Origin of the sequence: Paenibacillus sp. FSL K6-2393 (assembly GCF_038002545.1) — a bacterium.
In the GTDB taxonomy this organism is placed as follows: Bacteria; Bacillota; Bacilli; order Paenibacillales; family Paenibacillaceae; genus Paenibacillus.
Genome location: NZ_JBBOCU010000001.1, coordinates 3,567,346 through 3,580,810 on the forward strand (window position 1 = coordinate 3,567,346; position 13,465 = coordinate 3,580,810).

General features: G+C 41.9%; 13 protein-coding genes and 1 pseudogene. 3 read left to right on the plus strand and 11 right to left on the minus strand.

Features of this window, described 5'->3' with window-relative positions; all coding sequences use genetic code 11:
• Positions 1 to 165: 165 nt before the first annotated feature.
• The 8 genes and pseudogenes from MHI14_RS15750 to map all read right to left on the minus strand — a co-directional run bounded on the left by MHI14_RS15750 (position 166) and on the right by map (position 7,326).
• Complete coding sequence (locus MHI14_RS15750; protein WP_249910639.1) at positions 166 to 612, minus strand: GNAT family N-acetyltransferase; 447 nt, start codon at positions 610 to 612, stop codon at positions 166 to 168.
• 185 nt (positions 613 to 797) lie between these two features.
• A pseudogene (locus tag MHI14_RS15755) lies at positions 798 to 1,482 on the minus strand (AraC family transcriptional regulator).
• A gap of 107 nt (positions 1,483 to 1,589) precedes the next feature.
• Complete coding sequence (locus tag MHI14_RS15760; protein WP_341130735.1) at positions 1,590 to 2,177, minus strand: DNA polymerase III subunit beta; 588 nt, start codon at positions 2,175 to 2,177, stop codon at positions 1,590 to 1,592.
• A 200-nt stretch (positions 2,178 to 2,377) separates the two neighbouring features.
• On the minus strand, positions 2,378 to 3,244 hold the full coding sequence (locus MHI14_RS15765) for an aldo/keto reductase (protein WP_339309475.1): 867 nt from the start codon (positions 3,242 to 3,244) through the stop codon (positions 2,378 to 2,380).
• Positions 3,241 to 3,624, minus strand: a complete 384-nt coding sequence (locus MHI14_RS15770) for an ArsR/SmtB family transcription factor (RefSeq protein WP_240768013.1) — start codon at positions 3,622 to 3,624, stop codon at positions 3,241 to 3,243. The genes MHI14_RS15765 and MHI14_RS15770 overlap by 4 nt, the downstream gene beginning before the upstream one ends.
• A 621-nt stretch (positions 3,625 to 4,245) precedes the next feature.
• Entirely contained in the window at positions 4,246 to 4,617 is a 372-nt protein-coding gene (locus MHI14_RS15775) for a DUF7674 family protein (protein ID WP_341130736.1), read from the minus strand.
• 559 nt (positions 4,618 to 5,176) lie between these two features.
• Positions 5,177 to 6,415: a DUF418 domain-containing protein gene (locus MHI14_RS15780; protein ID WP_341130737.1), complete on the minus strand. Its 1,239-nt coding sequence runs from the start codon at positions 6,413 to 6,415 to the stop codon at positions 5,177 to 5,179.
• Positions 6,416 to 6,585: 170 nt separating this feature from the next.
• On the minus strand, positions 6,586 to 7,326 hold the full coding sequence (gene map / locus MHI14_RS15785; protein ID WP_341130738.1) for a type I methionyl aminopeptidase: 741 nt from the start codon (positions 7,324 to 7,326) through the stop codon (positions 6,586 to 6,588).
• Between the two features lie 73 nt (positions 7,327 to 7,399).
• On the opposite strand from map, the gene MHI14_RS15790 reads away from it, so the two are divergent.
• Complete coding sequence (locus MHI14_RS15790) at positions 7,400 to 7,741, plus strand: winged helix-turn-helix transcriptional regulator (RefSeq protein ID WP_341131710.1); 342 nt, start codon at positions 7,400 to 7,402, stop codon at positions 7,739 to 7,741.
• On the opposite strand, the gene MHI14_RS15795 is transcribed toward MHI14_RS15790, so the two are convergent.
• A complete protein-coding gene (locus MHI14_RS15795; RefSeq protein WP_341130739.1) occupies positions 7,671 to 9,611 on the minus strand; it encodes a glycoside hydrolase family 127 protein in 1,941 nt (646 codons plus the stop codon). The genes MHI14_RS15790 and MHI14_RS15795 overlap by 71 nt on opposite strands.
• Before the next feature lie 129 nt (positions 9,612 to 9,740).
• Between MHI14_RS15795 and MHI14_RS15800 the strand changes: the two genes are divergently transcribed.
• The gene (locus tag MHI14_RS15800; RefSeq protein WP_341130740.1) at positions 9,741 to 10,592 is read left to right on the plus strand and encodes a helix-turn-helix domain-containing protein; all 852 of its coding nucleotides are present in this window, start codon (positions 9,741 to 9,743) and stop codon (positions 10,590 to 10,592) included.
• Here the strand turns inward: MHI14_RS15800 and MHI14_RS15805 are convergent.
• Together MHI14_RS15805 and MHI14_RS15810 are read right to left on the minus strand one after the other, a co-directional pair.
• Positions 10,589 to 11,116 (minus strand): VOC family protein, encoded by a 528-nt coding sequence (locus tag MHI14_RS15805; protein WP_341130741.1) that lies wholly within the window; start codon positions 11,114 to 11,116, stop codon positions 10,589 to 10,591. The genes MHI14_RS15800 and MHI14_RS15805 overlap by 4 nt on opposite strands.
• Before the next feature lie 85 nt (positions 11,117 to 11,201).
• A complete protein-coding gene (locus MHI14_RS15810) occupies positions 11,202 to 12,164 on the minus strand; it encodes a helix-turn-helix transcriptional regulator (protein ID WP_341130742.1) in 963 nt (320 codons plus the stop codon).
• A gap of 131 nt (positions 12,165 to 12,295) precedes the next feature.
• On the opposite strand from MHI14_RS15810, the gene MHI14_RS15815 reads away from it, so the two are divergent.
• Positions 12,296 to 13,420, plus strand: coding sequence for a GerAB/ArcD/ProY family transporter (locus MHI14_RS15815; protein ID WP_133384823.1), 1,125 nt, complete (start codon positions 12,296 to 12,298; stop codon positions 13,418 to 13,420).
• Positions 13,421 to 13,465: the final 45 nt, after the last annotated feature.

Sequence of the window (13,465 nt, forward strand, 5' to 3'; positions counted from 1 at the left end):
TAGCCGTTTTACAGGCTGGATTCATCCGGGAAGCTTTCAGAGCATCTTCGGTCGTGTTGTGAAAGATATGTCCGATCACTCAGGACCGCAGAAATGTGATCCGTCAATGAAAAAACCCAACTTCCACTCTTAGTTCACAGAGTGTGTTGGGTCTTTTTAGCGCAATTAATGGGTTAAGTCAATCACTTTATCAAAGCAATATGAATCTCTGTCATAGCCGTTATGCTCATAAAAAGCATGAGCGTTGGTTCGCTTCATTCCGCTACATAAAATAATACTTGATATTCCCCGTTCTTTAGCATAATTTTCAGTCTGTCTTAGTAGTTTTGTGCCTATCCCTCTATTTTGCAGCTCTCTTTTAACAGCAAGAGCTTGAATATGTAGATAACCTATTGGAACTCCTACAGATAATGACTGTACAATAGTTACAAAACCCACGACATCATTATCTATTAGTGCAACAAATGTTTTGTAATTCCCGGCCTTATTCATCTCTTCCATAGTCACTCGGAAGTCTGCATCATTAACATTACGAATTTCAAGTACATCATTCCATAAAAAAACAACTTCAGCATAATCATCTAATATAATTTCTCGTATTTTAATATTCATACTAAACCCCCTCAAGATAAAATAATCGGACAATCTCCCCTATACCCTATTGGTGATAAGGTTCTCCGCGCTGTCTGTAACGGCAAGTTTTAGGGCCATCCTTTGTGGGGATGACCTTATATTATAATCTAAATTTTTTCAGTTGTCTTCTTCGTTAACGCCTGCATTCCACTCGTATTGAAGCATTATTTTTTCTTCACGGGTATCCAGATTTCTCCTGAAACATTCCCATGCCGTGCCATTCCATAATACATTTCGAAAGTAGGGCCCTCAACCTGTTCGTATTCAGATGTCGGAAACCACTCAGAATAGATTCGTACCCATAGTTTTTGCATATCACACTGCGGCTCCGGGAAAATCGCCCACGTTAATGCTGGGACAGCAAGTTTTGTGAATCTTTCCGGAATCTCAAGTCCCTTAGGTACATGATAACAGATCATGTATTTGAAAGATTCTTTAGTGTGATCATAAAGGGCCGCATGTAACATGGTATCACCAAAACGTCCCAATAAGTCGTTCATATGATCAACGCTGCCATCATCATCACATTTTATACGAAATTGAGGTACTTCACATAATGCCATGAAGATTTTTAAAGGCCCGTGCAAACGCCTCCGGCGAATCATATCCATATTTCATTGCTACATCAATAACCTTTGAATCTGTTGTCTGCAGTTCGAATGCTGCCAACGTCAACCGTCGACGTCGAATATACTCCGATAACGATACGCCAGTAATAAATGGAAACATCCTTTGAAAATGATAGGTAGAGCAACAGGCTCTCTGTGCGATTTTATCAAATGAAATAGTGTCCGCTAGATTTGTTTCGATATATTCCATGGCACTATTCATCCGGACCAACCAATCCATCGTATTCCCTCCCGTCAAGGTAATTTTATGGGAAATAAATAATGAATACCTTGCAATTTCTGCACGAAAAAGTCAGTAAAAAACTTGCCCCTAACTTATGATACGGTTCACCGGGTCATCACTGGAGTAATCAAGAACAAACTAGACATGAGCGAATCATCTGGAAGTACAACGATGGGACTGGTTTTCCCGGTGTATCTTATTCGGACGCTCGCGCAATCCATGTTGCGAAGTATATCAAAAAAGAACTTTCCATTTAGTGATATCATAAATTCTTCCCCACACATCTCTAACAATGGAATTTCATTCTGAATATCTCCAACATCAGCTGTTTTGGACAATAGTTTCAATGTGGCTGCATTTGCTACTAGTCTAATCACTTGTGCACTAGCCATTACAGTCACACATTCAACTGCTCTCAACAGACATGCTTTATCAACTGAGATTTCACACATATAAGATTGAGGAATTACATTCTTTATGGATGGAAACATTCCCTCAATAAGAACAGATTCCACCTTCAGTCCATTTGTCATGAATTTAACTAGGTTATTACTCACTTCGATTTCGGTCGTTTCATCTGCTTTGTTTAACATTTTTGATATTTCATAGAGATTTTTCGCTGGAAGACAGCGTGTGAAATGTCCGCTAGAACTGCATAATCCTGACAAAGGGCTGTACCCTGTCATGCTCATGACTCACAGGAGAGCCCCTATAAAACAATTACGTATAGACACCTTTTTTATATATTCAACTGGATTTCGGGAATCGAAGTTTCGCTTTATGCTCGGGAAGAAAGAAGCTTTTAGGGAACGACCACCAAATTGAGTACTCGGTTGTTGTCCAAAGTTGAATACGGAGTTACGCCCTACCAGTACCGTAGAAATATGATCCATCAATGAGAGCGAATAAATAGTTTCATCAAATTGATATAAATCGGGTTGACCATGTAGCCATTCGGACTTACGGAATATCTCTTACCCGTGTCCAATCGTCGTATTTGTTCCATTTCCTTCTCATTCAACTCAAAGTCGAATATTTCATTGTTCTCTTTTATCCTTTGAGGATTCGATGATTTGGGGATGACAATAATTCCACGTTGCAGATGCCAGCGCAAAATGACTTGTGCAACCGATTTCTGATGACAAAGGGCAATTGCCGCCAGCTCCGGATGCTCCAGCAGCGCTTTGCTTCCCTGCCCCAACGGTCCCCAAGCCTCATGCAGAATCCGATGTCGAACCATATAATCATGCAATTCGTGTTGTGGAAATTCCGGATGGGTCTCGATCTGATTTACCATCGGCGAAATCCGGGAATGTTTCTTCAGATGCTCCAGATGCCGGATCTCGAAATTGGCTACACCTATAACTTTGATTTTACCTGCGTCGTATAACTCTTCCATCGCCTTCCAGGCGTTCACGTATTGAGGACCGGCAAAATGAATCAAATACATATCGAGATATGTTACGTTCAGCTTCTGGCAAGTCTGCTCGAACACCTTTTTCGTCGCACGGTACCCCAGGTCTGTCGTCCATACCTTGGAGGTGATGAAGAACTCCTCCCTGGGAATGCCGCTGTTTTGGATGACCCGACCTAGCGCCGCTTCATTACCATAAATTTTGGCCGTATCGAAATGGCGATAACCCATTCGAATAGCCTCCTCGACAGTCCTCTCGAAGGTCCCCCCGTCTTTGATCTTATATAGGCCGAACCCGAGTTGAGGAATGCCCACTCCGTTTGCCGCTACGACTGTCTGATTCATTCGGAACTCCCCCTCCCCGTGTTTCCTATTTGTTGTTCCGATGCTTGTTCTTCGCATTGTGCTAGCAACTTTTCTATTTGGTTCACCAGGTTTTTCAACAATTTCAACTTGCTACCGGAGTCAAGGCTGTAATAGTTGAGAGTTCCTTCTTTACGAACACTTATTATCTGTGATTCTTTCAATATTTTCAGATGATGTGATACGGTCGGTCGGGAAAGGTGAGTCTTCATCCTGATCTCTCCTACGCGCATGCCGGGTTTTTGCGGCCCTTGAATCAAGGCTATGAGGATGGCTTGCCGAGTCTCGTCTCCGATCGCATTCAACACCTTCTGATTGTTCTTAAATTCGATAGCAATCGTGGTCGCAAGTTCCTGATCCAAGTAAAATATCCCCTTCCATTTAGAACGTGTAATACTTTTGTAGATACAGCCTATCACAATCTCGGATTCGGCTGTACATCGGGAAAGAAATTCAAGAACCTATTTTTCCCATGACTTAAGACAAACGATATATGTCCAGATGGAAACTGTTCCAATGTAATGCTTTAGCTGCCTCTCGGTTCTCCGAAAAAATGTGCTCCTAGTTATGATGCTGTTTGAACATTAGCAAAAGAAGAAGCCCCCCAGACGAATGGAGTGGCTTCTATAAATTGAACTTATTTATTCTTCTGTGCAATGATGATATAGACAGGTTGGTTAGCAACTTGCGTCGGTGAGTGGATCGTATTAATAATTGAGAAACCTGCCTTAATGATTTCCTCCTCCATTTCCTTCGATGAAACTCTTGAACCAGTAGGCATTTGTCTTTTAATACTCTGTGAATTTCACCCAGTACGAAGGAATCTAATTACATAAATCATTATTGAAATAAGTTCGTTCCCCTCAACCCTTAAGATAGGAAATTACATGGATAAAACAAAAAGCCGCTGCTTTAGCGACTTTGAATGATATTATAAAACCAACGATCCAAACTCTTGAATACCTCATCTCCAGCAGAGTATCCTAAGCAAAATATTTCCCTGAGTGCAAATCTTCTATTTCTTGAGAAAGTCTTCTAGTATGTAACTTCATATAACATTGAGCTTTTTGCAAAATATCTGTATGCCCACCTAGATCATACAAAATTGTAGTAGATAACACTTGTACAATATAAAGGCTTGTTTGAGTTGCCATCCATTCAAAAAAATTGAAAAACTTCTCAATTTGCTCTTTGTCATCATTTTTACGAAGTAATCCATCAACATAAGTAGCCACTTCATCACCAAAAAACACATGTCCTAGAAACTCTTGATTTAATTCCAAATGTTCTATATAACAATCGTGGAATTCAGGAAAAAGTTTTAAGAATTGATTGATTAAATTGTCACTGTCCATTCTCCAACCTCCATACTTACCCGTAATCACTGTTCTTTTGGTTTAAAAAACATCTTGCCAACCATAAGTCCCATAGCAGTTGAACAGATCAGATATCCAAAGAACAAGAAAAGTAAATAAACACCATGAAGATCTGCGGGAATCTGTTTTAAACCTTCAAACCATGCAAAACGAAAAGGATAAAAAATGACTACCCAAATGATCAGCAAGAAAAGAAGAAAATTAATTATTTTTAGCACAATAATGATCCTTTCAAGCTTGAGTGGAAACAGTTGAATGTATATGCTTCATCTTTCATTTCGCATTACCTTACCACAGTCCGCACTATATTAGTTAGCTTATGTATTAGGGTTGATATATGTTGGATCTATAAATAATTACTAATTATAACAGGAAACATTAGGGGGATAGCTTATTCTTCAGTCCAACGTTAAGTGTATAATTCCTGTCTTGATTTAATTTTAGGAAGATGATTAGGAAGATGATCGTTACGGCATAAAGAAGCCCTCTCTTTTGGTAGAACGAGCTTCTTTTTGCGTTTCACGATAACACTTTATGCTTACTGGACACCAGGCGCGTTTTCATGCGTAACTAAGTTCGATCTTTTCTTCTTTCTTGGCTGCCCTTTCCAGGACAGATAAGTCCAAATCCGTAGGATATACTCGACAGGACCATTGCTAAATTTCTTGAGATATAGCGGACTGAGCCACATTTGAATGCCGTAGACAGCAAGCGCAATAATTGCTCCGATAAACACACCAGCACGACCAAACAGTCCCAGGCCGTATCCATAGAAAATTGTCGTACAGATTACGCTCTGCATCAGGTAATTCGTCAACGAGAGACGGCCAACCGCCTCAAATCTGTACATCAGGCTGGAACGGCGACTTCCCGCATACAACAGTGCAAATGCATAAATGTATCCGAGTGCAAGCAACGTTCCTCCAAGCGTCCCCCCGATTCCGATACCGAGCCAACCTTCCGCACCCAATTGTGGCGCCAATACACCGTATGCTTTGAGTATCAAACCTACTGGAATTAATAACGAGGCACGGCGAAGATACATAGTCCGCTTCGTTTGGGGATCGCTAAACGTGCCGCTTCTGGCAGCGTGCATGCCGAGCAAGAACATCGGTACTGTCATGAGTGGGGCTAACAGCAGGATCAATAGGGCAAATGACACCTCCAAATCCCCGCCGAATGGATCGCCGTTATTACTGAAATTCCTGATTTCCGCGTATGTGCCGCTACCGTATACATCCTGACTTTGAATGATGTAGTTCTCCATATGAATGGACTCAATCGCCAGCGGGTTCATCGGATTAGATGCCGGGAGGCCAAGTATGCCCGCTCCCATGAGTAGCAGTACCGACCAAATGAGCAGCGTTTTGGGCTTCCGATTAAGGAACATGAGCAGGAAGAAACCGAGTACACCATAAAATGTCAGGATATCCCCTTCCCACAGATAGATGATGTGCAGTAAACCGATTCCAAACAGTAGTAGAAAACGGCGTGCCAGATGACACTTTGGTCGTAAATCTCGTGATTTTAGGCTTTCTGAGAGCTTAACCATTCCAAAGCCAAACATAAATGCAAAAATCGGCATAAAACTGCCCACTACAGTGATCAGCAGGAATGAGAGGAAAGCCTGATCTGCTCCGCCAATCCCGAACAGTTGGGGTTTACTCTGGCCATACATTCCATATTGGAAAGCCAGCATATTCGCCAGCACAATGCCGGCCAGACTGAATCCACGCAGTCCATCAATGACTTGAACGCGCTTTTTTGATGTGCTCAATCAATCACCTCTGTCTATAACATAAAGATCAGATCTAAATATACGTTAAATCCTTCCATAATTTCAACATAAATTAATAAGCGAACGTTTATATTTTGATTTACTTTGACGTACCAATAAAACAAAAACAAAAAAAGTCGCTAAATTTAGCGACTTTCAGTTTGAACACCTTAAAGAGTGACAATAATCGGACCATTTTTAGTAAGAATAATGGTATGTTCTATTTGAGCTACATAGCTGTTTTTAGTAACAAAGGTCCAGCCATCACCTGTTTGTTCTACTTCTTCTTCTGAAGTTGAGATAAACGGCTCGAATGCAATAACCATACCTTCTTTTAACAATTCATCATCCGATGGATCATTATAATTGTAGATGTGGTCAGGTGCTTCATGTATTCCACGTCCAACACCATGTCCTGTAAGGTTTTTAATAACCGTTAATTCATGCTGTCTGGCAGTTTGAAATACGGCTTTTCCGATTCCGCTTTTTTTGGAGCCTGGTTTTGCTTTTTTAAGACCTGCTTCAAATGCCAGTTTAACAACGTCGCATATTTTCGTTAAGACTTCTTCACCTTCGCCTACGACAAACGAGAGTCCCGTATCTGCAAAATAACTGTTCTTGGAGCCAGACACATCAATATTGACGATGTCCCCTTCTTGAATAATCCGATCTCCCGGAATACCATGCGCCACTTCTTCATTAACACTAATACAAGTAAATCCCGGGAAATTATATTCACTTTTTGGAGCAGAAACTGCGCCAGCTTTCTCAAAAAGCTCTCCTGCCAAATCATCAAGTTCTTTAGTCGTTATGCCTGGGATGGTTCTTTGAACCAATTCATCTCTAATAGAAGCTACAATTTTGCCAATTTCCTTCAAGCCATTAAAATCTTCTTCTGTTTTTGCGATCATTTTTTCTACCTCACTATCTTTTATCACTAATTGATTACATAAGTATTTTTTTGATTGAACATTAGATAATCATATCCAAAGCTGCAAAGCTTCGCAACTTTTTTATGCGGAGGTACCAGCCAGAGTCGAATACAGCTTGAGCGATTTAGGTAATACGCTGAGGCCCATCATTAGTGTGATGGAAACATGGGGAATGGATTATAAGAAGCTCAATGAGGATACTTCGACCGTACAGACGTATAGGATTACGGACAGTAGAAAACGAGCGCATCCATGTTCAGGGTGCGCTCGTTTTCTTGATGGTGCCTTTTGTGGAATTGTAAAAGTACATCCTTACTTCCTCTTTAATAGCGTAGCCACACGCTCATCTCACCAGCCAGACGATTACCCCACAGATAATAGGGTATGGCCTTGAATCGTACAGCCTTTGTCTGCTTAATATAAGAACGGTACAGCTTCTCATCTGACCATGAAGAGCTGTCGTCAGTCACGAAACCATCCCCTTCTACCACGATACAACCACCTAGCAAATCTGGATCAGCATACGCGGTTAATTGTGGCTCCGAAGCCAACGCGAGCGAAGTTAGCGGTGCCCCGTTGTCTGCTTCTTCTACGCAATAAACGAGCGGGCCGCGTTGAATCGCCACCTTGCCTGCATCTGCCCGAATTAAAGGGTGCGCAGCAACTAACTTCGGCTCAATCGGAAGCAGCCACTCCACTGTATTTCCATCTGACCAGCTGCGATTTATTTTCGCGTAACCATTCTCAACATGAATATCTTGCTTTTCACCATTCACTTTCAAGGTGGGCTGTCCGTTCTGGAACCAATCCGGTATACGCAGTGCAAGCTCGAACTCCGCACATTCGCTATCCTTGGGAAGCTGAACCGAAAATTCAACGTGGCCGTTCCAAGGCAGCTCGGAGCGTTGATGCAATGTTATTGTGGTGTCGGCAAGCTCGAACGAGGCTTTACTTCCAATATACAAATGGGTATAGATCGTTCTGCCATCCTCAGACACGTCGTAAATATAATCGTCTAACGAACCTAGCAACCGTGCAACATTTGGAGGACAACAGGAGCAACCAAACCATTTTTGTCGGACGGGCTTTACGTGATGTTTATCTGGATTTTTGAGACTTGCTTCTGGCCAAACTTCAAGTGGATTGACATAAAAGAAGTGTTTCCCATCCATAGACATGCTACCCAGCACGTTGTTGTATAGCGCTCTCTCCAACACATCCGCATATTCACTTTTAACTTCCAATTGAAGCATGCGTCGTGCCCAGAAAATCAAACCAATTGAAGCACAGGTCTCCGCATAAACGGAATCATTCGGAAGATCGTAGTCAAACGTAAAGGCTTCCCCGAGGTGTGTAGAACCAATGCCTCCGGTAATATACATTTGTTTGCCTGTTGTATTCGACCAAAGTCGTTCACACGCCGCCTTCAGTCCCTCGTCACCTGTTAGTCGCGCAAGATCAGCCATCGCCGTGTACATATATACTGCCCGAACGGAGTGTCCAACAGCTACCTTTTGCTCACGAACAGGAAGATGAGATTGATAGACCTCAAGATTAGGCGCTCCCAGTGACCAGATGTTTGTTCGGCTTCCGCGTTCCCATTCCTCGATAAAATAGTTGGGCTGCTTACCCCGTTCATCTATGAAGTATTGGCTTAGATTCAAATAACGTTCTTCTCCCGTAACACCGTATAGCTTAACCAGAGCCAATTCAATTTCCTGATGACCGCAGTAAGCCCTTATCTGTCCCGGCTTGGTTCCGAACATACGATCAATCAGATCAGCGAATCGGCATGAGATGTCTAGTAACTTACGCTTCCCCGTAGCCTGGTAATACGCAACTGCCGCTTCAATTAAATGACCCGCACAATACAGCTCATGAGCTTCATAAAGATTGGTCCATTGTTTCCCAGGTTCTTGGATCGTGAAGTAGGTATTCAGATAACCATCGTCATGTTGGGCTTGGCGGATCAATTCGATGGATTCATCAGCGATCTTCTCTAACCTCTGATCTGGATGATGACGGAGCGAATAAGCAACGGCCTCTAACCACTTGTAAAGATCACTGTCCTGAAATACCCATCCGCCAAACTCTCCTTGCTCCAAGCCTGCAGCAATACGGAAATTTCGAATGGCATGACTAGGCTCAGCGTCCTCTACCCTATCGTTCAGAGCTTCCCATTGATAGGGAATAACCGTTTCTCTTACAAGATCGGAATATGTATTCCAAAATTGGTCTTGAATTTGGATCTGGTTCTGTCCCATTATACACACCTCAAAAGTATAAAATTTGACTCTTTTCAAAGTCGAGTATATGCTTTTTCTTAAAGTGAGAATAGGAATGGAATGAGCATTTTTCTATACAAAATGACACTAAAAAATGAGGTTGATTCATTGAATGAAGAATTAATTATTGCCTTACAAACCCCACCTCTTCCATATTACTGGGAATCTGGTCGTTCAACGTTCCGTGCAGGCGACCGTCATCCTAATCGAAGAAATTTCGGTCTGTTTGATGTATTGCTCGTGGTTGATGGGGAACTACATATCGGTGAGAATGGGACGGAATGGACACTTGGTACAGGTGATGCACTGGTATTACTACCTGAAGGTGAGCATTACTCGTTTAGGCCCTGCGAACAGGAAACAACATTTTACTGGGTTCATTTTGAGCATGGGAACTGGCATCAGATTCCCTTAATCGAAGAATGGGAAGCGGTAATTCCGTTATCGCCATTCGATAAGCCAAAATCAATACGGATTCCTAAGAAAACTACGGTGCTAAGTCCCCAACTCGCATTCGATCTAATGCAGAAGCTGTTGGAACTGCCGGTAGGTGATTCCTTCTGGGAGAAGCAGCAACTGTTATTCCGCTTTCTGGCTACACTTGAAAATGGCATCTCAGATATGGCCAAAACACCTGCTTCACGGCTTGCCGAGAACGTAGCTGTTTTCATCCAGCAACACTACCAAGAAGAGATCACCAATGAAACACTCTCATCAGCGCTACACTTCCACCCTAGCTACATCGTTCGCTGTATGAAAATGAAATACGGTGTCACACCGGTTCATTACTTATTACAATTTAGGATTGAGCGGGCCAAGCAGCTTATGGTTTCGACGGAATGGTCGATAGATCGTATAGCCGCTGAAGTGGGTTTTCAATATTCCCCTTACTTTTCTACCTGCTTCAAGCGAAGTGTTGGAATATCTCCCCTCCAGTTTCGCAAGAAATATCTGAACTAGCTGTTCACGGAGACGCTTTTGGCCCACTCAGCGACTCGCCGACTACTTTCTTCTTCCGATAAATCTTCAATCCGGGTCAGAATAGACCAGCGTACACCAAAAGGGTCTAGTATACTTCCGAATCGATCACCAGACGCAAAGTTAATAATCTCTTCTCTTACTTTCGCCCCTCTGGATACGGCGGTTGCAATGGTTTCATCCACATTAATGACATAAATCCCTAAAGAATAACATGCATGATCTTGATCTGGGGGCAAAGCCAATTGATATGCCGGGTTCGCTGCTCCCAGCTGTAAAAAACCATTTCCAAAATCTAATTCGGCATGAACAATAAACGTATCACCATTTCCATCTGGATGCTCAGTGATATCCTTCACCCTTGCATTGAAAACAATTTTATAGAAATGAATTGCTTCAGAAGGATCCTTCACTGTTATAAATGGGGTAATCGATGTAACGCCGTTAGGTGTACCCTTCTTTGTATATTTTCCTGAAACTGCCTTGTGTTTTGTCTGTTCACTCATATGTCTACTCCGCCTTCCTTCTCAGTAATCCGAGATTGTCATCATTATAAAACAACTTCACTGACATCTACTGTCAGTGAAGTTGTTAAAGTTGATAGTATTCCATTAACTCGGATACAACAGCAACAAGTCGGTCCTTCACACGCTGTGGTTCGATGACTTGAATGGATTTCCCATAGGATAGGAGAAAATAGGGGACGTATGTATCAATTGATTTTTCATCAAATAAAAAGATGGCTTGATTAGAAGTCCGCTCTTTCAGATAATGTCCCATAAACCAATGCAGCCCCAAGTCATCCAATGCCTCTGATCGGCCTTTGATAACCAAGGAAATTAACCCCTCTTTTCCCCCTACATCAGGTAACAAATTTTGCAGAAAAAATTCACGGGCTGAAAAAGCTTGCGAACGCTTAAAGCGGATCGGAGTAAGCTTGATTTGCAGAATACGATCTGCCCGAAAGCTGCGGAACTCATTTCTCAAGTGGCAAAACGCAATGGTATACCATTTATTATTCCAGTAAACCATTCCATACGGGTCTATTACTCTATTCTTGGGTTGTTCATCACGGCTTCTGCGATAATCAATTTCGACAGACCAATCATTAGCCACGGCTTGCTCCAATTCCGCCAAGATCGGCTGAATGGATGGGTCTCCCATACGATTGATAACGTTAAATCCGGCTAAATGACGACGAAGTGTGTTTTCCTGATCCTGATTTGAATACATTTTCAATTTGGATGTTGCATTGTCCAATGCCTCACTCAAAGGGTATCCAGCTTCTTTTGCAAACACAGCAGCTTGGAGGAGTGCCTTTTTTTCTTCAATATCAAATAAAAGAGGTGCTTTGATATGCTGATTCAGCAAGCTATACCCGCCGTTGTGACCTGTATCGGAAATGATCGGAACTCCACTGGCACATAATGCATCAATATATCGATATACGGTTCTTATATTGATTTCTAACTTTTCGGACATTTGTTTTGCAGTTACTTTGGTGCCTGAATTCAGCATCCATAGAATGGCTAACATATTATCGTTCTTTGGCATAACCTACATCCTCATCTTCAAATCATTATTGGATATCTCTACATTATATCAGTACAGCATATTTTACATAAAACATCTGCGTTGGGCGATACTACCTAGAAATATATTCTCCGGTTTGGAGCGAAGGCCAAATGAAGCAAGCCACATCTAATATTAATACCTCCGAGGTAATTATTGTAGTTATCAATTCAATACTCGGAGCTGGAATTCTAACACTCCCTCGCACAATTAGTAAAGCAGTAGGAACACCAGATGTATGGATTTCTGTCATTTTATCAGGATTAATTGTAACCACAATCAGCATCCTCCTTGTAACCTTGTGTCGTAGATTCCCCGGTAAAACGGTATTCGAATTTATACCCGAAATCACAGGTCAGTGGATTGCTTATCTATTGGGACTTTTAATTATCGTATATTTTGTTGTTCTTTGTTCATTCGAAGTTAGAGTCATGGCCGAAATTACAAGTATGTACATCCTTGAGCGCACGCCTACTTGGGTCACTATTATGGTCAGTCTGTGGATTGGTATTTATATGTTAACGGGTGGTCTTAAGGTCATCATCCGGGTCTTTTCAATCGTGTTGCCCGTTACGCTTGTGTTGTTAGCGCTGGTTTTCCTTTTAAGCACCAAGATGTTTGAACTTAACAACCTAAGACCACTCCTGGGCGATGGATTCATGCCTGTGTTGAAGGGTCTTAAACCTTCGTGTCTGTCCTATTCTGGATATGAAGTTTTACTCATCATCACAGCTTACATGGTGGACGTGAAAGCGAGCAATAAAGCTGCTATATACAGCATACTTAGTTGTACGATCATATATTTGGTCACGATTGTCACCGTTGTAGGAAATTTATCTTTGCCAGGAATTCAAACACGAATGTGGCCAACGTTCGACATGGTTCGAAGTTTTGAAATCGAGGGATTTCTTTTTGAGCGTTATGAATCGCTGTTCATTGTGTTTTGGCTGATGCAGATCTTTGCAACCTATGCTTTTAAACACTATTTTGCGGCAATCGGGATCCGAGATTTGTTTCGTCTCAAAAATATTACGAGCATACAATTCGCGATGTTGCCAGTCTTGTATGTAATTGCTTACTTGCCTAAAAACCTGGAGGAAACGTTAGCCTTGGGTGATTTTCTTGGCAATATGTCCATTTTTTTATTTGGCTTGTTACCACTGCTACTGCTGATCATTAGTTTTGTTCGTAAAAAAGGCGGGAAGCAGGCTTCTAGTGAAGCACTTAAGGCAAGCTGAATGTTTGGTTTTTATTGTATGTAGACAGTAAAAACAAGCAAAAAA